A 22,768-nucleotide genomic window follows, 5' to 3' on the forward strand; every position below is an offset into this window, starting at 1 on the left:
CGGCCGCAGATGCCACCGCCGAGCAGCAGGCACCCCCGCCCATTCACGTCCAATTCACCGGCATGCGCCCACAGTTGCCGCCCGCGCGGCGGACCCCGTTGCCCGCGGCGCCCGGCCGACGCCGGCAGACCCCCTTCCGGATAAGGGAAGGCTTACCTACGATGCGCGCGTGACGCTCCACCCCGCGCCGCTCACCAGCGGCAAGACGCTGCCCCTCGCCCACGACCTCGCGGTACACGGCGACCGGACTGCCCTGATCACCTCCGACGGTGACATCTCCTACCGTGAGCTGGCCGCACGGGTGGCGGACACCGCCCTGCGCCTCGGCTCCGAGCGGCGGCTCGTGCTGCTGCCCGGCGCCAACACCACCGAGGCTCTCGTCGTCCACCTCGCCGCACTGTCGGCGGGACATCCCGTGCTCCTCGTGCCTGGTGACCATCCGGAGGCGGTCGAGTCGCTGACCGCCGCGTACGACCCGGATGTCGTCGTACGGCCGGCGCGGGGGCAGTGGGTGATCGAGGAGCGCCGCGCGGTCTCCGCCCATGAGCTGCACCCGGACCTGGCCCTGCTGCTCAGTACGTCCGGCTCGACCGGATCGCCGAAACTGGTCCGTCTCTCGCACGACAATCTGCAGTCGAACGCCGAGTCGATCGCCACGTATCTCGGCATCCGCGACACCGACCGGGCGGCGACGACCCTGCCGATGCACTACTGCTACGGGCTCTCGGTCATCCACAGCCATCTGCTGCGCGGAGCAGGCCTCGTCCTCACCGGGCTGTCGGTGGCCGATTCCTGCTTCTGGGACCTCTTCCGCCGGGCCCGCGGCACCTCCGTCGCGGGCGTCCCGTACACCTTCGACCTGCTCGACCGGGTCGGGTTCGCCGACATGGACCTCCCCCATCTGCGGTACGTCACCCAGGCCGGCGGCCGGCTGGCGCCCGACAGGGTGGCGCACTACGCCGCCCTCGGGGCGCGCCGCGGCTGGGACCTGTTCGTCATGTACGGCCAGACCGAGGCAACCGCCCGCATGGCCTACCTGCCACCCGAGCTCGCGGCCGCGCACCCCGCGTCGATCGGAGTGCCGGTCCCCAGAGGGTCGTTCCGCCTCGAACCGGTCGAGGACCACCCCGGCGCGAACACCGGGGAACTCGTGTACACCGGGCCGAACGTCATGCTGGGCTACGCCGACACCCCGGACGACCTCGGACTCGGCCGGACCGTCGACGAACTGCGCACCGGCGACATCGCACGGCGCACCCCCGAGGGGCTCTACGAGATCGTCGGGCGCCACAGCCGGTTCGTGAAGATCCTCGGCCTGCGGATCGACCCGCAGCGCGTCGAAGCGATGCTCGAACGACACGGGGTCGCGGCTCTGTGCACCGGCGACGACGACGCCCTCGCCGTCGCGGCCGTCGCGTCGGGCGACTCGCGCGACGCCGGCGGGCCCGGCGCCTTCGACGAACGACGCATACGACGGCTGGTCGCGGACGAGTGCGGCCTGCCGACAGGCGCAGTCCACGTCCAGGTCGTGAACGAGCTGCCCCGCCTGCCCACCGGCAAGCCCGACTACCGGGCGGTACTCGCGCGCGCCCACCACCCCGACTGCGACGGCATCCCGAACACCCCCTCCACCGACGGCGCCGCTGAGGCCCTGTGCGAGCTGTACGCGCAGATCCTCGACCGGACGGACGTGACGGAGGACAGCACCTTCGTCGGCCTCGGGGGCGACTCGCTGTCGTACGTGGAGATGTCCATCCACCTGGAGGACCGGCTCGGCCATCTGCCGCACGACTGGCACACGACGCCGATCCGCGAACTGCTGAGGCCGCGCGAGCAGAAGCCCCCCGCCGCACGGTCCCGCTCCCGGTCCTCCCGTTCCCGAAGACGCACGCTGGAGACCGGCGTCGCCCTGCGCGCCGCCGCGATCTTCTGCGTCGTCGGCTCGCACATCGGCGTCTTCACGATCAGGGGCGGAGCCCACCTGCTGCTCGCGGTCGCCGGGTACAACTTCGCCCGCTTCCACCTCACCGACGCCGGACGGCGCGAACGCGTCCGCCGCGTCCGCCGCAGCATCACCCGCATCGCCCTGCCCAGCATGGCCTGGATCGGTTTCGCCCTCCTCATCAGTGACGACTACACGTGGGACAATCTCTTCCTCCTGCACAACGCCCTGAGGCCGCAGGACATGGGGTCGGGCATCCACACCTGGTTCATCGAGGCCCTGGTCTACATCCTGATCGCCGTCGTCGCCGTCCTCTGCGTCCCCGCCGTGGACCGGGCCGAACGGCGCTTCCCGTACGGTCTTCCCATGGCGCTCGCGGGCCTCGGCCTGCTCACGCGTTACGAACTCGTCGGCCTTCCGCAGCGCTCCCAGATGACGGACGCGGTCACCGTCTTCTGGCTGTTCGCGCTCGGCTGGGCGGCGGCGAAGTCCCGCACGGTGCCGCAGCGACTGCTGGTCACGGCGGCCGCGATCGCCACCGTGCCGGGGTTCTTCCCCGGCGAGCCCTGGCGCGAGGCGATCGTCGTCGCCGGGTTCACGCTGCTGGTGTGGGTGCCCACACTGCCCAGCCGGGAGCGCGTCAACCAGGTCGCCGGTCTCATGGCGACCAGCTCGATGTACATCTATCTGACGCACTGGCAGATCTACCCGCTCATCGACGGGTTCTCGAAGCACCTGGCCCTGCTCGTCTCGCTGGTCTTCGGCATCGCCTACGGGACCGCGGTGGTTCGGCTGATGCGGGGCCTACCCCTCTTGCCTGCGCGGACTTCCCTGTCCTCGCTGAGGTCCCTCTCCTTCCTGTCCTCGCTGGCCTTCGCGCCGTCTCCCACGCCGCTGCGGGGGCCGGCCCTCGCGCCGGCCCCGCGGCGCGTGGTCGACTGACCGGGTGGTGCCCGGTCCGCGGAGGGTCGTGTCCATCCCCTGCCCCGCCTCAGGACCGGACGGGGGAACAGGCCCTGGCACGGCAGGTCAAGCTCCGCGCGGACCGTCTTGCCGACGGGTACGCGATCGAGCACCGCCCACCCGTCGGCGAGCGCAGCCACGAGGACCAGCCAGCCCGTGACCGCCCTCCGCCGCGGGCGGCGGCGCGCCGACCTCCCGTTCTGCCACCCGGACAGACTCTTGGTGACGCACCGGCTGCGCCGGCACCCGAGCGGCACGTCACATCACAACAGGGCAAGCGTTGCCTGATACGGCACTGGATGCCCGCCGATGACATGGTGCGATGCGGTCTCGATGCCGCCGGCTCCCGGATTGTGGCGGCCGCCGACGGGAGGCAGGGTGGTCTCGAGACCGTTCGGCGAGGCAGCAGACACACGGCCTGTCACGGATGCGAGCTGTGGCGTGTCCTCATCGCGAAGCGAGTTGTGTTGGCCGGGACCGGCGAACTTGGTCACCGCCGAACGAGTGGGTCGGTGCACCGGTCCGGAATGGTGGCCAACGCAAGATCGTCCATTCCGGGGCAGGCTTACGGAGGTGTGGTACATGTCAGACAAGAACCCGGAGCACGGGAGCGCCCACGAGGTCTCCTTGCCGCCCGAAGTCAAGTTGCTGCAGGAAGTCACTCCGCCCTTCTTCCCCGAAGGTGGTTCGGGAATGACCATCCTCGTCGATTGGCCTCCCGGTCACCCCGGACTCCCTCCCCATCGCCACTCGGGCCCGTCGTTCGGCTACGTGATGGAGGGCGCGCTCCGCTTCGAGCTCGAGGGTGAGCCGGAGCGTGTGGTCGAGGCCGGTGGGACGTTCTGGGAGCCAGGCGGTGACGTGATCCACTACCAGGACGGCAACGCCCTGCCGGACGCACCGACCAAGTTCGTGGTGACCATGCTGTGCGCGCCGGGTCAGCCGATGCTCACGCTGGTCGACGAGAAGGAGCTGAAGGAACGGGCGCACCTGCGCGCCCCGCGTCCCTCCGAAGGCTGACCCGTGGTGCAGTGCATGCCCTCGACGAGCAGCACCAGCTCCGGACCGGAGTCGGCTCCGGTCTTCTTCTTACGGCTGAACAGCTTCACTACAAGGCCTTCTTGAAGTCGATGGCGCCGGTCTGCATCCCATGGCGCAGGAGAAGCGAAGCGTGCCGGGCTGACGGGTACCGAGGTCGATGCTGGTGTCGCCGTCCCGTTTGACGACCTCCTGGATCCCGAGCTCGGGAATGGTGAACGCCCGGGCGCAGCCGCCGGAGTCCTTGCCCTGCAGCACCAGCGTGGTCGGCACCCCGGCCTTCGCGGTGAACTGGGTGAGGCGTAGAAGTCCGTCACGGTCAGCGTGACGATCTGCTTGCCGGAGGCGTTGATACCCAGCCACCGCGCGGCATGGACGATGGGCTCCGCGCTGCAGGCACCACCCCGGTGAGCGCGGGCGCCTGTCCGGACGGGCCGTCCTGGGCGAGCGGGGCCTCCGGCGCCGCACACTGCTTCTCGGCCGCCGGGCAGCGCGGGCTGTGATCCACCGCCGACTCGACCACGGCCGACGCGGCAGCATCTTCCGCATGGTCTGCATGACCACGGGCCACAGCGTGCGCGGCCACGTCCACCGGCGCCGACATCGCCGTCGGCATAGCCATGGGCATGATCATCGCCATCGCGGGACGAAACCGTGACCGATCAGGGCTGCCCGGGGCCCTCAGTCACCCGAGCAACCGACAAAGCCGCAGTTCAGATCGTTTCTGCACCTGCGGTGCCCGGTGTGGCGGGTGGGACCCGAACCCACGGCCGACGGATTACGAGTCCATTTCGAATCTTCGGATCCGTCCCGGCTCTTGCCTCGTCTTTCCTATAACCGCAGGTCACAGACACTTTGCCGTTCTGGCCCAGTGCCGACTTTCCTGATCCTTCCGGGTCTTTCCGTCCACTGCGTGTCCACTGGGAGTCTCTCGAGGACCTCCCCTGGAAGCAGCTTCGGGATGCTTGACTGCATCAAAGCAGGTTGAGCGCCGCTCGAGCCGTCGCCTGCGGAAGGGGACGCGGATCGGGCAGCCTGCTCCTTGGTGCGCCTTGTCCGCCCAGCATCTGATCCCGGCATCGGCCAGAGCCTCCACGATGCCGCGCTCGCGGTCGGCGGCCAGGTCGTGGGTGGCACCGGACAGGGTGGGCGAGGCCCACAGCAGACGACCGACCCGATCGGCGACGCTGCTGAGGACGGCGCTGACGTCCCACGCCGCTGTCTGTTCCGTGGCCCCTTCGATCCACGCCGCGGTTGCCCGCACGAACCGCTCCGGGGGTAGCGGCTCGGCGCTCTGCAGCGGGTCGAGAAGGATCAAGGCGAAGCCTTCCGGCAGACGCGCCGCCAGCTGGGCGCGTACCTCGCCGACCGGGTTCCCATCGCACAGTCACGTCGGCCGCACCTCTTCCTCGGTCCATGGGGCGCGGAGGACGGGAGAGGGAGAGATCAGGTACCCGTCCTCCGCCGCTGTTCAGCCCTCCTCGGTCTGGCTCAGCCGGAGATCTCCTTGTGGCCGGATCCGACGCCGATGGAGATCTTGCGGGGCTTGGCGCGCTCGGCGATCGGGATGCGCAGAGTGAGCACGCCTGCGTCGTAGTCGGCCTGGATGTGCTCGGTGTCGAGGGTGTCGGCGAGCACGATCTGGCGGGAGAAGACGCCCAGCGGCCGCTCGGACAGTTCCATCTGCACGTCGTCGGCCTTCGTCACCGGCCGGCGCTCGGCCTTGACGGTGAGCATGTTCCGCTCGACGTCGATGTCGATCGCGTCCGCGGTGACGCCGGGGATGTCGAAGGCCACCACGTACTCGTCGCCCTCGCGGTAGGCGTCCATCGGCATCGCCGACGGCCTCGACCAGGTGCCCGGGCCCATCAGCTGCTGCGCCAGCCGGTCCAGCTCACGGAAGGGGTCAGTGCGCATCAACATCGTGAAAACACCTCCATCAGGTTCAGGCAGTTGCTGCCAATGCGCCTCACTGAAACCGTTGTAACATGTCATCCAACGGATGACAAACACTATGTCGTCCAGATGATGACAACCTGAGGGGAGGTGTCCGTGACCCCGACCGACCAGCCGTCCTCGTCCAGCACCGACGCCCGCAGCCCTACGTCGTTCCTTGCCGCCGCGGCGGCCCTGCAAGCCATAGACGACGCTCTGCGCGCGGCCCAGCACGAGACCCCCGACGCTCCCGGTCCCGGCCCGGAACAGGCCCTGGCCTCCTTGTCGCTGCTGCGGCAGGTGCGCGAGCAGCTCGCCGGATGGGAGACCGGCCTGATCGAAACGGCCCGGGACGCGGGCGCTAGCTGGGCCGACCTCGCCTCCCCCCTGGGCGTCGCCAGCCGCCAGGCCGCCGAGCGCCGCTATCTGCGCGGCCGTCCCGGCCCGGTCGGGACCACCGGCGAGCAGCGCGTCCAGGCCACCCGCCAGGCCCGGGCCGCCGACCGCAGCACCGCCACCTGGGCCCGCCGCAACGCAGCCGACCTGCGCCGCATTGCAGGTCAGATCACCGCACTCACCGACCTGCCCGCTTCGGCCCGCCTCCCGCTCGGCGAGCTCCATGCGGCACTTGCACAGGACGACCCCGCCGAACTCATCCGCCCCCTCAACGCCACCCGCCCCCACCTGACCACCACCCACCCCGACCTCGCAGCACAACTCGACAGCCTCACACCCCCCTGAGCCCACCCGTTGTCCCAAGGAGTGCGTGATCCCCGTGCCGTCAGATAACCACCCCTGTCTGCGACCGCTAAGCCGCTGATCGTCCCCACCCATCTTCGGCGGGGCGAGCCGGTTGATGTCCTCCATGGTCAGACTCCCGTCTTCGTCGTCGGGGCGCCCCACCGCTTTCGCCCACATCTGAAGGGCCTCGGCCAGCGTGTGCTTGCCCATGGCCCCCTGGTACTGAAGCTGGAACTTCCAGCCGTCCTCGTTCGACGGGCTGCGCTTGTGCAGCCGCAGCAGCCCGCGGTACTTCATCGAGACCGGGTTGTTGCTGAACGCCGTTGTCGCCACTCTCCGGATCCGCCGCGAGAACGCCCGCTGGCACAGCAACTGCGCCTCGGCGCCGGTGGCCGCGAGCACGATCAGCTTGGACAGCCGCGGGTAGTCGGTCGGCGCGACCGCGAAATCCGAGAGCACGTACGCCTCGTCCGGCGTGTAGCTGCTCGGAGCCATCGCGAACACACCGAGCACCCGCCCGCCGCCGTCCTTCACCGCGACTGCCAGGTTCGCCGCCCCTGGCGCGATCTTCGGGTTGAGGTACCGGGAGCGCAGTGCGTTGAATTGGCCCGGCTTCAGCAGCGACAACCGCAGCGGGCCCACCAGTTCGTCACCCTCGCGCAGGCGGGGGCACTTTCACCGGCTCGATCGGCTGGCGCGGAGCGACGATCCTCGTCCGGGCCTCGCTGGCGTACACGTAGAAGGGAGCGGCGCGAGGGGTCGCCTTCCAGCCGACGCGAGCCGAGGACCACCAGTCCCGCGTGCGCGGACTGCCGTACCAGGGCCTGCGCCGGATTGGCGTCTGTGATGAGCGTCGTCACCTCAAGGCCCGGCTGCCGTTCACGGGCCCGGGCCATGGCCTTGTCCAGCGCCTCGTCCCCCAGCTGACGCAAGGCCTTGTGATGTGCGGTGTCCTCCACGCCGCGCACGCGATGGGTGGCAGAACCGCGTGGACCAATTGCAGGGGGACCCCACGGCGGGCGGCTTCGTCTGTCGCCCAGCCCAGAGCAGCGTCCGCCGGGTTCACGGCGTCGATGCCGAGGACGATCGGGAGTACGTCGCTGGCAGATGTCATGGCTCCTCCACCGGTCTGCATCCCCACATGGCGGAAGCCGTCGGCTGCCTCCACCGCTCGCTTTGCACGCTACCCAGGGGAGGCCGACGCGGCAGGACCGAGTGGGCCCCGAGAATGGAGCCATTCGTCCGTGGACCGGCGCCTCAGCGGAAGCATCACCCGTCTCGCTCCTGTCACGGACCGGTTGCGGAGACGGGCCCACTCCGGAGCCATGATCCGAGCCATGCAGGTTCGATAGGTTGAACCTGAGCAATACATGATGAATGGCGCCGATCCGGGAACTGCCTGGGTATCGATTCGTGAGGCAGCAGAAGGCGGTGATCGATGCCGGGGCCGTTGGCTGAAGGTACTCCCGACCACAGGTCCCTACCGCTGTGGCCGCTGCGCCAGGAAGCCGGAACCGGTGCCACGCACACGGCCCCGAGAAGGTCCGTCCCATCCCAAGGAGGTCCGCCCGATGCCTCACCATGTGACCGTCGGCGTGGACGGGTCCCCCGAGAGCGCCGCCGCCGCCGAATGGGCGGCACAGGAGTCGCTACTGCGGGAGGTGCCGCTGCGGCTCGTGCACGCGGACGAGTGGCCGGTCTCGGCGGCCATTCCGGTCGCCGGCCCCGATGTGCGGCGCCGGTGGGCGGACGAACTCCTGACCTCCGCCGCGGACGCACTGCAACAGGAGCACCCCTCCCTGGAGGTCAGCACACGGCGGCTGTCGGGGAGGCCTGCCGCCGCTCTGTCGATCGAGGCGGCCGAGGCCGATCTGCTGGTGCTCGGTTCCCGTGGCCTGGGCGGCGTCATGGGGTTCCTCCTCGGATCCGTCGGCATGGAGACGATCGGCGCCACCGAGCGGCCGGTCGTGCTCGTACGGGTGGCGGGACAGCCGGGCGCGAGGACCGACGCCTCCCCGGGAGGTCCCTCTGACGGCGTAGTGGTCGGCGTGGACATCCATCAGTCCTGCGATCTGCTCCTGGACTTTGCATTCGATGAGGCCGCACGGCGTGGCGGCCGCCTGCGGGCGGTGTACGGCTGGTCGATTCCGCCGGTCGTCCGCGACGCCTCCGCACTGGCGGCAGCCGAGCGGGCGATGAGCCAGGACGTCGCGCGGCGCCTCACGGACATCCTGGCGCCCTGGCGGCAGAAGTTCCCCTCGGTGGAAGTCGTTGAGCGATCGCCCATCGGGGGGCCGTCACAGCAGCTGGTTCACGAGGCCGCCGACGCGGAACTGATGGTGGTCGGCCGGCGCATCCGCAGGTCGCCCCTGGGCGCACACATCGGATCGGTCGCCCATGCCGTGATCCATCACTGTGCCGCGCCCGTCGCCGTCGTCGCCCATGACTGACCGCCCCCGACAGCGGGGTGTCGTGCTCCTGTCGGCGGCCTCCGACGTCGCGGTCGTGGTCGGGTTCACCGGCTCTCGCGTGCCAGATGCGCTCATCGTCGCTCGTGTGGGGACGGTTGCCCTGTGATCACCGCTGTCGCGGTGCTGGCAGCCCTGCTTCCGCCGTCTGCTTCGGTGTCGGCTCGGTGGTTCAGCGGCAGGCAGCGCGCGAGGCGCCCGCGCGTGAATCGCTGCGACTCCGGCTTCTGCTCGACCTGGCCCGCCGACCGAAGTGGCTGGCGGGTATGGCTCTGGTCATCTCCTCCTACGTGTTGCTGGGCCTCGCCCTGGCATTCGGCCCGCTCGTCCTGGTCCAGCCGCTGGCAGCCACCTATCTCGTCTTCGCTCTGCCGCTGCTCGCCTGGCGCCGCAGAATGCCCCTGACTCGCTTGGAGGCGACAGGCATCGCCTGCGCGGCGGGGGGTGTGGCCATGTTCCTGACGGTGCTGCCGCCAGGCCCCGAGGAGACCGTAGTCCCGGCGCCGGGTGACTGGCTGCCGGTGCTCGCGGCCATCGGTGCGTGGTGGCCTTGCTCGTGCCGACGGGGCTGAGGAACCGCGGGCCCACGCGGACGGCCATGTACGCGATCTGCGCCGCGCTGCTGTTCGCGTTGCTCGACAGCCTCACCAAGAGCGCGGCGGTGCGGTTCCGGGCCGACGGCCTCGGCGCGCTGTCCCACTGGGAGCCGTATGCACTGATCGCCGTCGGTGTGACGGGCCTGATCCTGTCCCAGAGCTCCTATCAGGCCGGCTCCCTGGCCATCAGCCTGCCGATCATCGACACCCTGGAACCGGTCGGCGCCGTGGTGATCGGCGTGGCCGTCTTCAACGAGCAGCTCGCCTCGTCCACCTGGGCGCTGACCGTACAGGCGCTGGGGGCGGCCACCGCGGTGACCGGCATCCTGCTCCTGGACCGCTCGCCCCTGGCGCGGGCTTGACGGGGCTGAGAGCGGCAGGATGCAGGGCCGTCGGCCCACCATGAGCCTGGGGAAGCCCCACGCCCCCCGGCTGCCGACCACCGATGGGTCCGCCGCCGCACGCACACGCCGATGCCGGGATGCGGCCCCGTCCGGCTGCCTCCACGATGAGGTCATGGATCCCGTGGGTCCTGCGGACCGTTTCGACGCGTTTCGGGCCCTGGCCGACCGGCGTGGGCGGCCGGGAGACCGGCTGATCGAGTCGCTGGCCGAGGCCAGGGCGGGGACCGCGGACAGCCCTGAGGTCTGGGCTCCGGCTGTCGCCTCCGGTATCGGCCTGCCCGCTGCCGCCGCGCTCGGACCGGCCGGCTACTACGCGGACCTCGCCGCCCCGCACGGCCGCCGTCACGTCCGGGTCTGCGCGGCGACGGCGTGCTTCTCCGCCCAGGGCGGACGGCATCTCGCCGACGTGGAGCGTGAGCTGGGCGTCACGGCTGGGACAGTCTCACTGGACGGCGAGACGTCCCTGCAGGCCGTGCGCTGTCTGGGGTACTGCTACGCGGGTCCCGCGGCGCTCGACGGTGACACGCCGTGCACGGGCCCGACGCTGGCCGCCCAGCTCGCAGGGTGTGAGCCCCCGCAGGCTCCGGAGATCCCGGCGGTCGACGGTACTGGCGACCCCGTTCTGCTGGGGGGTGTGGTGGCCGGTGAGCCCGCGTGGCAGGTGTGGCCGCGGATGGTGACGGCGGGCACTCCTGACGAGGTCCAGCGGGAGGTGGCGGCATCCGGGTTGCGGGGTCGGGGCGGTGCGGGCTTCCGGGTCGCTGCGAAGTGGGAGGCGGCCGGCCGGGCACCCGGCACCGTGGTGGTGGTCAACGGAGACGAGGGGGATCCCGGTTCCTACGCCGACCGGCTGCTGATGGAGGAGGCCCCGGAGCGGGTGCTGGAGGGCCTGGCCCTGGCCTGCTTCGCCTGCGGGGCCCGGCGGAGTGTGGTGCTGGTGCGCTCGGAGTACCCGCGCGCGCTGACGCGGATGCGGGAAGCGGTCGGGCAGGCGTACGCCGAGGGGCACTTCGGCCCATCCGTGCACGGCACGGCCACGGCTCTGGACGTCGAGGTGGTGCGGGGGGCCGGGTCCTACGTCGCGGGTGAGGAGACCGCGCTGATCGCGAGCCTGGAGGGAGACCGGGGCTGTGCCAGGCCGCGCCCGCCCTACCCGACCCAGTGCGGCCTGTGGGATGCGCCGACCGTGGTGAACAACGTGGAGACCCTGGCGGCCGTGCCATGGATCGTCTCCCGGGGTGGTGAAGAGTACGCCCGGCGGGGAACTCCCGACGAGACGGGAACGAAGCTGGTCTGCCTGTCGGAGCGGTTCGCGCGGCCCGGGGCGTACGAGGTCGAGCTGGGCACCCCGGTGGAGCGGATCGTCACCGAGCTGGGCGGCGGTCTGAAGGACGGGGCCGAGTTGGCCGCGCTCCAGGTCGGCGGGCCGCTGGGCGGGTTCCTCGCCGCCGATGCGCTGGACGTACCGCTGACTGCTGCCGATCTCGATGCCCGGGGCGCGGCCCTCGGCCACGCCGGTCTCGTCGCCTTCGACCGGCGCGTGGCACCGGAGGACGTGCTGCGGCACGTGTGGCAGTTCGCCGCCGCGGAAAGCTGCGGCGCATGCTCGCCCTGCCGAGTGGGTTCGCGGCGCGGCCTGGAACTGGCCTCCGCCGATGCCCCATCGGGAGGGGAGTGGGAGCTGCTGGCGCGTGTCCTGGCCGAGGCGAGCCTGTGCGCCTTCGGGCGGCGGATCCCACCCGCCGTACGCAGCCTCGCCCGCGCCTACGGGCGTCAACTGGCGGGATGGGCGTCATGACCGGGTTCGAGATCGAAGTCGACGGCTCGGGCGTCGCCGTGTCCGAGGGAGCCTCACTGCTCGCGGCCGTACGGGCGGCCGGAATCGAGCTGCCCGCGCTCTGTTCCGACGACCGGCTCAGTCCTGCCGGTTCCTGCCGTACGTGTCTCGTACGGGCCAACGGGCAGATCGTGGCGGCCTGCGTCACCCCGGCCGCATCGGGAACCCGGGTCGAAACCGTCGCCGATGATCTGCAGGCCCTGCGCAGTGACGCGGTGGAGGTCATCGTCTCGGCCCTGCCGTCCCGTGCCCTCGCCGACGACAACCCCAGTGAGCTGGCGCATGTCTGCCGATCTCTGGGCATCGGCGCCGAGGCGGCGCAGGGCGCCGGAGGCCGTGGCGGGGACGGCTCCCACCCGTATGTCCACCTCGACCGGGACCTGTGCATCGCCTGCGGCCGGTGTGTCCGCATGTGCGCTGAGGTACAGGGCACCTTTGCCCTCACTCTGGTCGGCCGGGGCGCCGACACCGTGGTGGCCCCTGGTACCGGCGGGCCCTGGGCCGAGTCGGACTGTGTGGCGTGCGGCGGCTGCGTCGACACCTGCCCCACCGGTGCGATCACCGAGCCCGGCCCCGGGCGTGGGCTCACCTCCACCCGCCGCCCGGCGGCCGTAACGCGCACCACGTGCGGCTACTGCGGCGTCGGGTGTGCACTGGACGTCGTCTCCCGCGACGGTGAGGTCACTGCGGTACTGCCCGCCCGGGACGGCCCGGTCAACCAGGGGCACGCGTGCGTCAAGGGGCGCTTCGCCCACGGATACCTCACTTCCCCCGAACGGCTCACCCAGCCGCTGATGCGATGCGAGGGCCGTCTGGAGCCGGTCGGCTGGGACGAGGCGCTCGGCCATGTCGCCCGGGGGCTGCGCGAAGCCGTTGACATCGGCGGCCCGGACGCCGTTGCGGCGATCTCCTCGGCCCGCGCCACCAACGAGGAGAACTACCTCGTCCAGAAGTTCATGCGGGTCGTCATCGGCACGAACAACGTCGACAACTGCTCGCGCCTGTGCCACTCGCCGTCCGCCGCGGGTCTGACCGCCTCCTTCGGCCTGTCCGGCGGCACCGACAGCTTCGACGACGTCGAGCGGGCCGACTGCCTGCTCGTGGTCGGGGCCAACCCCGTCGAAGCCCACCCGGTGGTCGGAGCGCGCCTCCTCCGGCGCGTGCTGCACGGGGCCAAGCTCGTCGTCGCCGACCCCCGCGCCGTCGGCCTCGCCCTCCATGCCGACGTGCATCTGCGCCCCCGCCCCGGCACCAACGTCGCCCTCTTCCACGGACTCGCCCACGTCCTGCTCACCGAAGGACTGGCCGACGAGGAGTTCCTGCGCGAGCGGGCCACCGGCCTGCCGGAGCTCACCGAGTTGCTGGACGACTACCCGCCCGACCGGGTCTCCGACATCACCGGCGTACCCGCCGCCGACCTGGTCGCCGCCGCCCGGCTCTACGGGCGGGCCGAACACCCGGCGATCGTCTACGGTCTGGGCGTCACCGAGCACCTCCACGGCACGGACGGGGTGCGGTCGCTGGCCAACCTGGCGATCCTGCGCGGCGCCGTGGGCACGGACCGCGGGCACGGGGTCAACCCGCTGCGCGGCCAGAACAACGTCCAGGGCGCCTCCGACATGGGCGCGCTCCCCGACCTCCTGCCCGGCTACGGCAAGGTGACCGACCCGGCCGTACGAGCCCGGGCCGAGGCGGCGTGGGGCGTACCGGTTCCGGAACGCCCCGGCCTGCGGATCCCGGACATGTTCGCCGCCGCACGTGCCGGGGATCTACGGGCTCTTTGGGTCATCGGCGAGGACGTGTGCGCCACCGACCCCGACACGAACCGGGTTGCCCAGGCCCTGCACGCGTGCCCGCTCGTGGTGTGCAACGAACTGTTCCTGTCCGAGACCGCCCGCCACGCCGACATCGTGCTGCCGGTCACCTCCTGGCTGGAGAAGGACGGCACCTTCGTCAACTTCGACCGCCGCTTCCAGCGCGTCCGCCCCGCCGTGCCCCCGCCGGGAGCGACCCGGAGCGACTTCGACGCCGTCCACGCCCTCGCCGCGCTGATGGGAGTCGACCTGGGCTGCCCGACACCTGCCGACGCCCTGGCCGAGTGCGGACGGATCGCCCCCGTCTTCGCCGGCCTCTCCCACGACCGCCTGGACCGGGAGGGCGCGATTCCGTGGCCCTGCCGGGACCCCGGCCGCCCGGGAGAGGCCAAGCTGTACTCAGAGAGGTTCGCCACCCCGGACGGCCGGGCTCACCTGGCTGCGGCCCCCTATCTCCCACCTGGTGAACAGCCCGACGACGACTACCCGCTGGTCCTGGTCACCGGGCGACGCTGGGCCCACTACAACTCCGGCAGCATGACCCGCCGTGGCGGCAACCTCGCCCTCGATCCGGTCGACTTCCTCGAACTCCATCCCGACGACGCCGCCCGGTACGACGTGCGGGACGGAGCACAGCTCACCGTGGAAAGCCGGCACGGCCAGGCTCGGCTCATCGCCCGCATCAGCGAACAGACAGCGCCCGGCCAGGTCTTCTGCTCCTTCCACTTCCCGGCGAGCGGAGTGAACCGCCTCACCTCCGACCACGCAGACACCGTCACGTCCTGCCCCGAGTACAAGGTCACCGCGGTACGCGTCGCCGCGCCGTGACGACAACCGGCAGGGGCACACTCCGATGGGTACCGGAACCCCCGTACTGACACCGGGTAACGGGGGCCACGGACAGCCAGCCCCGAGCGGGACACCTGGCCCCGCCGTGCAGACCCTGCCAACCGGAGAGGTCTTCGCCGCGCTGGACACCTCGCCGCGCGGGCTGGCCTCGGCGGATGCAGCGGCGCGGCGGGGCCGGTTCGGTCCCAATGAGCTGCCGCCCGCAGGGCGGAGGGGACTGTGGCGCGACCTCGCCGGACAGTTCACCGACCTCTTCGCCGTCGTACTTCTCGTCGCATCCGCGATCACGTTCCTGGCCTACGTGCTCCAGGAGCCCCGTGACGTGGGCACCTTGCAGCTCGCCGTGGCGATTCTCGCTGTGGTGGTACTGAACGCGGCCATCGGCTTCGCGCAGGAGTACTCCGCCGAGCGGACGGCGCAGTCGTTGCAGGCGATGGTGCCGCACACCTGCCGGGTGCTCCGCGACGGGGAGCGGCTGGAGCTGCCCGCGCGTGACCTGGTGCCCGGAGACGTCGTCGTCCTGGAAGCCGGGGACGCGGTGTCGGCGGACTGCCGCCTCACCGAGGCGCACGAGGTCTCCGTGAACAACGCGGCCCTGACCGGGGAGAGCGACGCCGTCGGGCGGACCGGTGAACCGGTGGCGGCCGGTGCGGTGCTTCAGGCCCGCAACTGCGTCTTCATGGGCACGGATGTCGTCGCTGGCTCCGCGAAGGCAGTGGTGTTCGCCACGGGCGCGGCAACGGAGTTCGGTCGGATCTTCCGGCTCGCTGCGGCAGCCCCGCGGCAGAAGACCCCGCTGCAGCGCCAGGTCGCCCTGATGGCCCGCCGGGTGGCGGGCACGGCGCTCGCGATCGGAGCGGCCCTGTTCGCCGTGCGCGTGCCCACCGGGCAGCCGTTCGTCGAGACCTTCGTGTTCGCCCTCGGGGTCATGGTCGCACTCGTCCCTGAAGGGCTGCCCGCGACGCTGTCGGTGTCGCTGGCGATCGGCGTACGACGCATGGCCCGACGGCATGCGCTGGTCAAGCAACTGCTGGCGGTTGAGGCGCTCGGCTCGACCACCGTCGTGTGCACGGACAAGACCGGGACGCTCACCCAGGCGGAGATGACCGTTGTCCAGGTGTGGGCCGGCGGCGTGTCACATGCCGTGTCCGGCGTGGGGTACGCGCCGGTCGGCGAAGTGGTCGATCCACGACGGGTGCGCGAACTACTCCGCGTGGCGGGACTGTGCTGCAACGCCCGGCTGGTCCCTCCCCCAGCCAACGCTGGGAGGCGCCCCCAGTTGGACCGCGAGGGCTGGCGGGTACTCGGCGACACCACCGAGGGGGCGCTGCTCGTCGCCGCGGCGAAGACTGGGCTGGACCTGGCCGCCGAGGAAGCTGCCGCGCCACGGGTGGCGGAGTACCCATTCGACTCGGCCCGCAAGCTGATGAGCACCGTGCACAAGACCTCCGACGGGTACGGCGCCTACGTGAAAGGCGCACCGCAGGAGCTCCTCGCCCGCTGCACCACCATCGACTGGAGGGGTGAGCGGCAGCCGCTGACCGACGAACTTCGCGCTGCGGTGGCCGCCACCAACGACCAACTGGCTTCACAAGGGCTACGCGTACTGGCGGCGGCATCAAGGTCCCTGGCCGACTCCCACCCTGTCCGGGATCAAGTCGAATCGGAGCTCACCCTTCTCGGCCTCGTCGGCATGCTCGACCCGCCACGGCCAGAAGTCAGCGACGCCGTCAACGCCTGCCGACGCGCGGGCATCCGCGTCGTCATGGTCACCGGCGACCATCCGCTGACCGCGGAGGCCGTCGCCCGCCGCGTCGGGATCGTGCGGCACCTCGCACCCGCCATCGTGACCGGCGCCCAGCTGGACGGCATGGACGACACCGGCTTGGACGCGTTGCTCTCCGAGTCGGCGGAGCTGCTGCTGTGTCGGGTCAGCCCCGAGCACAAGATGCGGGTGGTCACCGCGCTGCAGCGGCACGGCGAGGTCGTCGCCGTCACGGGCGACGGCGCCAATGACGCCCCGGCCCTCAAGCACGCGGACATCGGCGTCGCGATGGGCGCCTCCGGCACCGACGTCGCCCGGGAAGCCGCAGTCATGGTGCTGCTGGACGACTCCTTCGCCTCCATCACCACAGCAGTGCGACTCGGCCGGTCCGTCTACCAGAACATCCGCAAGTTCCTCATCTACCTCTTCAGCCACAACATCGCCGAGCTGGTCCCCATTCTCGCCGCGACCTTCGCCGGATTCCCGCTGGTCCCGATCAACGCCGTACAGATCCTCGCGATCGACCTCGGCTCCGACGTCTTGCCCGCTCTGGCGCTCGGCGCCGAGCCCCCGGAACCCGACGTCATGGACCAGCCGCCGCGCTCCCGGCGCGAACGGCTGTTCTCCACGACCGTGATGGGACGCATCCTGTTCCTGGGCGGCATCCAGGCGCTCGGCGTGACGGCCGTGTTCTTCTGGCACATCCACGCCTCAGGAATCCCCTACGCCGACTTCACCGAGGACAGTCCCGTCTACCGCGAGGCGATCACCATGGTCCAGGCCGGGATCGTGGTCAGCCAGTTCTTCAACGCCCTGGCGGTGCGCTCCGACCGCCAGAGCGTGTTCCGGATCGGCCTGCTGTCCAACCCGTGGCTGCTGGCGGCCGGATGCTTCGGCATCGCCCTGATGGCGGCCATCAGCTACCTGCCCCCGCTGCAGGCTCTCTTCAACACCGCGCCGCTGGACGCCGCCGACTGGGCCGTCCTCGCCGGTTTCGGGGCACTGCTGCTGGCCGCGGAGGAGACCCGAAAGTGGTGGCTGCGCCAGCGTCGGCCGACGAGCTCAAAGGAGTAGGCGGATGAGAGTGATCATCGCGGGCTGTGGGCGGGTGGGATCCACGCTCGCCGTCCAGCTTGTCACCGAAGGCCATGACGTACGGCTCATCGACCGCAGTCCCAAGGCCCGCAGGCATCTGCCCGACAACTTTCCCGGCCGGTTCCACGAGGGCAACGGGTACAGCCGCGCCGTACTGGAAGCGGCCGGAATCGAGCACGCGGACGCGTTCGTCGCCGTCACCTCGGGCGACAACAGCAACATCGTCAGCGCCCGGACGGCCAAGGAGACCTATCGGGTCCCCATCGTCCTGGCCCGCATCTACGACCCCCGCCGCGCCGACATCTACCGCGAGCTCGGCATCCCCACCATCGCCAGCGTCCGTTGGACGGTGCACCAGATTCACCAGATGCTGCTGCACCGCCACCTGACGCCCGAACTCACCTTCGGCAACGGCGAAACCCTGCTGGTCCGGTCCGAGCTGCCCGCCTACCTCACCGGGCGGCGGCTGACCGAGTGCGACGTGGACGGCGAGATCCGCGTCGTGGAGGTCACCCGCGCAGGCCGCTCCCTCGTACCCGCCCACAGCACCCCCGCCGAACCGGGCGACCTGGTCACCTTCGCCGTCGCCGCCACCGCCCTCGGCCGCCTTCGCGGCTTCCTGGACAAGGAGCTCGGGTCATGAAGGCCCTCATCGCCGGCGCCGGGCGCCTGGGTATGCAGATCGCCCAGGTCCTCGCCGCCGCCCGCAACGACGTCACCCTCGTCGACATCGACGAAGACCGCATCGCTGAGCTCGAAGGCCACCTTCCCGTACGCCTCGTCGCCGGCGACGCCTGCGAGCCCGCCTTCCTCGAACACGCGGGCGCACTCACCGCCGACCTCATCATCGCCGCCACCGGCAACGATGAGGACAACCTCGTCATCAGCCTGCTGGCCAAGCGGCAGTTCACCGTCCCCCGTGTCGCGGCACGCGTCAACGACGCGGAGAACGCCTGGCTCTTCGACCAGCGGTGGGGCGTCGACACCGCAGTCCCCGCCGCCACGCCCCTCATCTCCCTCATCGAAGAAGCCACCGGCGCCACAGACACCGTGGCCCTCCTGCGCCTGAGCAAAGCGGGCGTCGACGTGATCGAAACAGCCATCACACCGCAGTCCCGCGCCGCAGGCCGCACGCTCGCCGAGATCGCCCTCCCCGCAGGCACCGTCATCGCCACCGTCATCCGCGAAGGCCAACCCACCGTGCCCACCTCCCAGATGCGGCTCCGGCCTGGCGACGAACTCCTCGTCGTCTCCCACGCCGCCACCGAACAGGAGATCCACGCCGCATTCCAGTGACGGCCGTAGGCCCCGGTCCGGGTTCACGGCTCACGGCTCACGGCTCACGGCTCACGGCTCACGGCTCACGGCTCACGGCCGAATGGTCACTTCGTAGCGCAGACGACCTCGACGAAGTGGCCCACCTGTTCTTCGGCAGACGACGCGCGAGATCCGCCTCGCTGATCATGCCGACCAGGCGATGGTTCCCTCTGCGTGGCGACAAACATCGTCGGCATGCTCTCGGTCAACGCCCGGGCCGGCGCGGTCTGGTACAACACCTGGCACGGACGCTTCATCCAGATGCAAGAGCATCCGGAGCCCCGGTAACGCACTCCTCTCCAGCGGCAGGACGGCATCTTGAGCCGCCGCGTCCTACTCGTCCTCAACGACCTGTGTGCCGCGTCGAACGCTGCTGCTGGAAAGGGCCGGGGCAGTCCGTCGGGCGTGCAGGACCGGCGCGGACTCGGCCGCCCCGACCGGGCGCCGGTCTTGTGTGTTCAGCGGCGGTGCAGGGTGGCCAGTGTGCGCTCCAGGTCGGCCGGCCGGGGCCGGTTGTGCGGCAGTTTGGCCAGGAGAGCGGCCATGCCACATGTGTTGGTGAGGGCGGAGAAGACGAGCCCGCCGGCAGCTCCGGCCGAGAGCAGATGCCAGGCCGGGTGGAGGAGACCGAGGGCGAGACCCGCCAGCACGAGGGAGCCTGCGGTGAAACGGACTTGGCGCTCCATGGACCATGTCCTGCGGGTGGGGCCGTCGGGGCGGTGGAGTTCATGGCCTTCCTCCGCCCAGGCATGCGTGCCCCCGGCCAGGGTCGCTGCGGGGACGCCGTGTTCGGCGAGAAGCGCGCAGGCGCTGTCGGAGCGGGCTCCCGAGGCGCAAACCATGAGGAGATCCACGCGGTCCGCGGCCTCCCTGATCGCGGGCAACGCGCGGTCGAGCAGATCGAGCGGGATGTTGAGTGCGCCGGGCAGGTGGCCCGAGGCGTATTCGGCAGGGGCGCGGACGTCGATGACCGTGAGGTCGTTCAGACGGTGCCGGACCTGGGCGGGGGTGAGTGCTGTGGTCGTGTTCATGTCGGGTGTCATCCTTGGGATTGGTCGGTGGAACCCCCGAGGGAGTAAATTACCCCCAGGGGTATACGTAGGGAGTGGTCGTGGAACTGGATCTCGCGGGTGCCGAGCTGCGCGCCGTACTGAACCGGCTGCGCCGGGCCCAGGGGCAGATCTCCGGCGTGATCCGGATGATCGAGGAAGGACGTGACTGCGAGGAGGTCGTCACGCAGCTCGCCGCGGCCTCGCGCGCCCTCGACCGGGCCGGATTCGCGATCATCGCCACCGGCCTGCAACAGTGCCTCACCGATATGGAGACCGGGCAGGTGAACGGGGAGGACCGGGAGCAGATGCGGGCGCGGCTGGAGAAGCTCTTCCTGTCGCTCGCCTGATGCGCATCTGACACGGACCGCCCCGCCCCTCTGCGCCACGCCGCCGGTCATGCGAAGCTGCCGATCAGCATGAGGCCGGCGACCGCCAGCAGGATGCGGGCGAAGATCCGCCGGAGCGTGTCGGCCTCCACCTTCCCCGACCAGCGTTTCCCGTCCCAGGCGCCGAGGATCGCGGCCCCGGTGAAGGGCCCGATGACTGACCAGTCGAGCGCGTCCGCCGTGCCGGTACGGGGGGCCAGAGCGGCGAGCGCGTTGACGGTGATCACCAGCAGGCTGGTGCCGACGGCGGTCCGCATCCGCAGGCCGAGCGTGGTGACCAGGGCCGGTACGGCGAGGAAGCCGCCGCCCACCCCCAGTACGCCGGTGACGACCCCGAGTCCGGCCCCGACGGCCGCCGCCCGGACCTTGTGTACGGAGCGGTCGGCTTCGACCGCCTCGGTCGGCGTACGCAGCATCCGCACCGCCGCGAGGGCCGCGACGACCGCGAACGCCCCGGTCAGCAGGGCCGGGGGCAGGCGGCCCGCGACCGCGCCGCTGAGTGCCGCAGGCACCAGGCCGGCGGCGGCGAAGAGCATTCCCGTGCCCCACCGGACGTTGCCGTCGCGAGCATGCGCGTACAGACCGGTGGCGGTGGTCGCGGCGACGATGACAAGGCTCGCAGTGGTGGCCGCCGCCGGAGTGAAGCCGAGCAGGTGGATCAGCGCCGGCACGGCCAGCACGGCGCCACCGCCCCCGAGGGCCCCGAGCGCGAGTCCGACCACGGCCCCAGCGATCAGAGCGAGGAACAAGGTACTCACGCTACCGAGCCGACCTGGCCGCGTCCGTCCACCACGGGCAGTCCCGCCCGCGCCCAGGCGGCCATGCCGCCGGTCACGTCCACGGCCGCCAGGCCGCGTGCGGCCAGCAGTCGCGCGGCGCGCCGCGAGCGGTTGCCGGAACGGCAGATCACCACGAGCGGCCGACCTCGGGCGGGTGCGGGAAGCTCGGCTCCGGCTGCGAGCGCGCTCAGCGGCAGATGGATGGCCCCCGGGGCGCGGCCCGCGACCCATTCGTGCTGCTCGCGCACGTCCAGCAGCACGGAGCCGCCCGGGTCGAGGGTGCGTTCGCGGGCTTCGACGGGGTCGACCCGGCCGGGCCCTCGGTGGAAGAGAGGCATGTCTCGCTCCTGTTGACGAGTCGTCATGAGCCGCTGATGGAGGGGCAACCGGTCCCCGGTCGACCCTCCACGACGGGCAGACCCGCAGCCCGGACCGAGTCGAAGCCGTCATCGATGGCAACCACCTCACGGCCGGCCGCGTCCAGCAGGGAGGCGGCGATCGCGGCCCGCATCCCGCCGGCGCAGTGCACCCACACCGTCCCCGGCGGAATCTCCCTGATCCGTGCTCGCAGCTCATGCAGGGGTATGTGCAACGAACCCGCGATATGGGCCTCGGCCCGCTCGGCGTTGCGCCGGACGTCGAGGACGACCGCCCCCTGGTCCGTGTCCCGGACGGCGAGTCCGGCGAAGGTGGTGCGCGGGAAGGAGCGGGGCCGCTCGCCCTCGCGTATCCAGTCGGCCGGTGAGCCGGTGGCGGCCGCTGCGGGCCGGTCGACACCGACCCGGACGAGTTCGCGCTGGGCGTCGGCCAGCTGCTCCGCCGACTCGGCGAGCAGGGTGACGGGCTTGCCCCACGGGATCAGCCAGGCCAGATAGGTGGCGAGCTGCCCGGCCGCCTCGAAGTTGAACGATCCGGCGACGTGGCCTTCGGCGAAGGCGACACGGCTGCGCAGATCGACCACCCATTCACCGGCAGCCAGTCGCTCGGCGATCTCCTCGGCATCCGCAACAGCGGGCGGGGTCAGGTCGACCGGCGCCGGCCCCCGCACATTCAGCGGACCCATGTGCGCGTAGTAGGCGGGTACGTCGTCCAGGGCGGCGAGTAGTTCCGCGACGAACGTATCGGCGTCCTTGACCAGCGCGTCGTTGGCGAACCGCTCCTTGCCGATGGTCGTGGCGGCCCCGTCAGCCTGCGCCGACGAGCAGAAGCTGCCGAAGCCGTGGGTAGGCAGAACGGACGTTTCGTCGGGCAGCTCGTCCGCCAGCCGGTGCGCGGAGGCGTGCTGGGCACGGGCCAGCCGCTCGGTGAGGCCCGGCTCGACCAGATCGGGACGGCCGACCGTACCGATGAGCAGCGAGCCTCCGGTGAAGGCGGCGACCGCCCGGTCGGTCTCCTCCAGGACGTACGCGGTGTGGTGCGGCGTGTGGCCGGGCGTGGCCAGCGCACGCAGCACGAGGACCGTGCCGATCTCCACGCGGTCCCCGTCGGCGACCGGCACCCGCTGGTACGAGACCCGCGCCCCGGCAGGCACCAGATAGGCGGCTCCGGTGAGGCGGGCCAGCTCCAGGCCGCCGGTCACGTAGTCGTTGTGCACATGCGTCTCGGCGACATGCGTGATCCGCACACCGCGGCGGGCCGCGGCCTCCAGCAACCGGTCGACGTCCCTGGGCGGATCGACCGCCACAGCGGCGTTCGCGTCGCCGGCCAGGTAGCTCCGATTGCCCAGCCCAGGGACCTCAACGGTGTCGATGAAGAACACAGCTTTGCTCCTTTCGCAGGTGATGTAC

Annotated in this window: 19 protein-coding genes and 4 pseudogenes; 12 read left to right on the forward strand and 11 right to left on the reverse strand. The window is 71.1% G+C overall.

All coding sequences use genetic code 11. From position 1 onward, the window contains the following. The first annotated feature begins 169 nt into the window (after positions 1 to 169). Positions 170 to 2,884, forward strand: a complete 2,715-nt coding sequence (locus tag ACZ6ZQ_RS13180) for an AMP-binding protein (RefSeq protein WP_469768629.1) — start codon at positions 170 to 172, stop codon at positions 2,882 to 2,884. A gap of 80 nt (positions 2,885 to 2,964) precedes the next feature. On the opposite strand, the pseudogene ACZ6ZQ_RS13185 reads toward ACZ6ZQ_RS13180, so the two are convergent. Then, positions 2,965 to 3,057 (reverse strand): annotated as a pseudogene (locus tag ACZ6ZQ_RS13185) (ATP-binding protein); the annotation flags it as partial. 111 nt (positions 3,058 to 3,168) lie between these two features. Beyond that, positions 3,169 to 3,399 (reverse strand): hypothetical protein, encoded by a 231-nt coding sequence (locus ACZ6ZQ_RS13190; RefSeq protein ID WP_469768630.1) that lies wholly within the window; start codon positions 3,397 to 3,399, stop codon positions 3,169 to 3,171. An 88-nt stretch (positions 3,400 to 3,487) separates the two neighbouring features. Here ACZ6ZQ_RS13190 and ACZ6ZQ_RS13195 point away from each other — a divergent pair, with 88 nt between their 5' ends. After that, positions 3,488 to 3,925, forward strand: a complete 438-nt coding sequence (locus ACZ6ZQ_RS13195; protein ID WP_469768631.1) for a cupin domain-containing protein — start codon at positions 3,488 to 3,490, stop codon at positions 3,923 to 3,925. A 69-nt stretch (positions 3,926 to 3,994) separates the two neighbouring features. Here the strand turns inward: ACZ6ZQ_RS13195 and ACZ6ZQ_RS13200 are convergent, their stop codons facing one another. From ACZ6ZQ_RS13200 to ACZ6ZQ_RS13215, 4 genes and pseudogenes are all read right to left on the reverse strand, one after another. Beyond that, positions 3,995 to 4,501, reverse strand: coding sequence for a cupredoxin domain-containing protein (locus tag ACZ6ZQ_RS13200; protein ID WP_469768775.1), 507 nt, complete (start codon positions 4,499 to 4,501; stop codon positions 3,995 to 3,997). A 445-nt stretch (positions 4,502 to 4,946) separates the two neighbouring features. Then, positions 4,947 to 5,129: pseudogene (locus tag ACZ6ZQ_RS13205) on the reverse strand (IS5/IS1182 family transposase); the annotation flags it as partial. Then, positions 5,112 to 5,312, reverse strand: a pseudogene (locus ACZ6ZQ_RS13210) (DUF2267 domain-containing protein); the annotation flags it as partial. The pseudogenes ACZ6ZQ_RS13205 and ACZ6ZQ_RS13210, both read right to left, overlap by 18 nt. 122 nt (positions 5,313 to 5,434) lie before the next feature. Then, positions 5,435 to 5,866, reverse strand: coding sequence for an Hsp20/alpha crystallin family protein (locus tag ACZ6ZQ_RS13215; protein ID WP_469768776.1), 432 nt, complete (start codon positions 5,864 to 5,866; stop codon positions 5,435 to 5,437). Between the two features lie 129 nt (positions 5,867 to 5,995). Here ACZ6ZQ_RS13215 and ACZ6ZQ_RS13220 point away from each other — a divergent pair, with 129 nt between their 5' ends. Beyond that, entirely contained in the window at positions 5,996 to 6,619 is a 624-nt protein-coding gene (locus ACZ6ZQ_RS13220) for a type III effector protein (RefSeq protein ID WP_469768777.1), read from the forward strand. Between the two features lie 174 nt (positions 6,620 to 6,793). Here ACZ6ZQ_RS13220 and ACZ6ZQ_RS13225 read toward each other — a convergent pair. Then, positions 6,794 to 7,261 (reverse strand): annotated as a pseudogene (locus ACZ6ZQ_RS13225) (GNAT-like putative antirestriction protein); the annotation flags it as partial. A 929-nt stretch (positions 7,262 to 8,190) separates the two neighbouring features. On the opposite strand from ACZ6ZQ_RS13225, the gene ACZ6ZQ_RS13230 reads away from it, so the two are divergent. The 8 genes from ACZ6ZQ_RS13230 (at position 8,191) to ACZ6ZQ_RS13265 (ending at position 18,743) form a co-directional block, all read left to right on the forward strand. Continuing rightward, entirely contained in the window at positions 8,191 to 9,069 is an 879-nt protein-coding gene (locus ACZ6ZQ_RS13230) for a universal stress protein (RefSeq protein WP_469768632.1), read from the forward strand. Between the two features lie 185 nt (positions 9,070 to 9,254). Continuing rightward, the gene (locus tag ACZ6ZQ_RS13235; RefSeq protein WP_469768633.1) at positions 9,255 to 9,659 is read left to right on the forward strand and encodes a hypothetical protein; all 405 of its coding nucleotides are present in this window, start codon (positions 9,255 to 9,257) and stop codon (positions 9,657 to 9,659) included. Between the two features lie 26 nt (positions 9,660 to 9,685). Further along, positions 9,686 to 10,045 (forward strand): DMT family transporter, encoded by a 360-nt coding sequence (locus ACZ6ZQ_RS13240; RefSeq protein WP_469768634.1) that lies wholly within the window; start codon positions 9,686 to 9,688, stop codon positions 10,043 to 10,045. Positions 10,046 to 10,199: 154 nt separating this feature from the next. Then, entirely contained in the window at positions 10,200 to 11,885 is a 1,686-nt protein-coding gene (locus ACZ6ZQ_RS13245) for an NAD(P)H-dependent oxidoreductase subunit E (protein WP_469768635.1), read from the forward strand. Then, positions 11,882 to 14,566, forward strand: a complete 2,685-nt coding sequence (gene fdhF / locus ACZ6ZQ_RS13250; protein WP_469768636.1) for a formate dehydrogenase subunit alpha — start codon at positions 11,882 to 11,884, stop codon at positions 14,564 to 14,566. The genes ACZ6ZQ_RS13245 and fdhF overlap by 4 nt, the downstream gene beginning before the upstream one ends. A 106-nt stretch (positions 14,567 to 14,672) precedes the next feature. Then, on the forward strand, positions 14,673 to 17,426 hold the full coding sequence (locus tag ACZ6ZQ_RS13255) for a cation-translocating P-type ATPase (protein ID WP_469768637.1): 2,754 nt from the start codon (positions 14,673 to 14,675) through the stop codon (positions 17,424 to 17,426). 4 nt (positions 17,427 to 17,430) lie between these two features. After that, positions 17,431 to 18,090: a potassium channel family protein gene (locus ACZ6ZQ_RS13260; RefSeq protein WP_469768638.1), complete on the forward strand. Its 660-nt coding sequence runs from the start codon at positions 17,431 to 17,433 to the stop codon at positions 18,088 to 18,090. Beyond that, a complete protein-coding gene (locus ACZ6ZQ_RS13265; protein WP_469768639.1) occupies positions 18,087 to 18,743 on the forward strand; it encodes a potassium channel family protein in 657 nt (218 codons plus the stop codon). Before ACZ6ZQ_RS13260 ends, ACZ6ZQ_RS13265 begins: the two co-directional genes overlap by 4 nt. Positions 18,744 to 19,222: 479 nt before the next feature. Here ACZ6ZQ_RS13265 and ACZ6ZQ_RS13270 read toward each other — a convergent pair whose 3' ends face one another. Continuing rightward, entirely contained in the window at positions 19,223 to 19,795 is a 573-nt protein-coding gene (locus ACZ6ZQ_RS13270; RefSeq protein WP_469768640.1) for a rhodanese-like domain-containing protein, read from the reverse strand. An 80-nt stretch (positions 19,796 to 19,875) separates the two neighbouring features. On the opposite strand from ACZ6ZQ_RS13270, the gene ACZ6ZQ_RS13275 reads away from it, so the two are divergent. Then, the gene (locus tag ACZ6ZQ_RS13275) at positions 19,876 to 20,163 is read left to right on the forward strand and encodes a metal-sensitive transcriptional regulator (protein ID WP_469768641.1); all 288 of its coding nucleotides are present in this window, start codon (positions 19,876 to 19,878) and stop codon (positions 20,161 to 20,163) included. Between the two features lie 47 nt (positions 20,164 to 20,210). Here the strand turns inward: ACZ6ZQ_RS13275 and ACZ6ZQ_RS13280 are convergent, their stop codons facing one another. Genes ACZ6ZQ_RS13280 through ACZ6ZQ_RS13290 form a run of 3 tightly spaced genes read right to left on the reverse strand, consistent with a single transcriptional unit; the run spans position 20,211 to position 22,740 of the window. Next, the gene (locus tag ACZ6ZQ_RS13280; protein ID WP_469768642.1) at positions 20,211 to 20,960 is read right to left on the reverse strand and encodes a sulfite exporter TauE/SafE family protein; all 750 of its coding nucleotides are present in this window, start codon (positions 20,958 to 20,960) and stop codon (positions 20,211 to 20,213) included. Then, the gene (locus ACZ6ZQ_RS13285) at positions 20,957 to 21,319 is read right to left on the reverse strand and encodes a rhodanese-like domain-containing protein (protein WP_469768643.1); all 363 of its coding nucleotides are present in this window, start codon (positions 21,317 to 21,319) and stop codon (positions 20,957 to 20,959) included. Before ACZ6ZQ_RS13285 ends, ACZ6ZQ_RS13280 begins: the two co-directional genes overlap by 4 nt. Before the next feature lie 23 nt (positions 21,320 to 21,342). Beyond that, positions 21,343 to 22,740: a rhodanese-like domain-containing protein gene (locus tag ACZ6ZQ_RS13290; RefSeq protein WP_469768644.1), complete on the reverse strand. Its 1,398-nt coding sequence runs from the start codon at positions 22,738 to 22,740 to the stop codon at positions 21,343 to 21,345. Between the last annotated feature and the right edge of the window lie 28 nt (positions 22,741 to 22,768).

The sequence above is a fragment of the Streptomyces sp. NPDC053673 genome, from assembly GCF_055585225.1.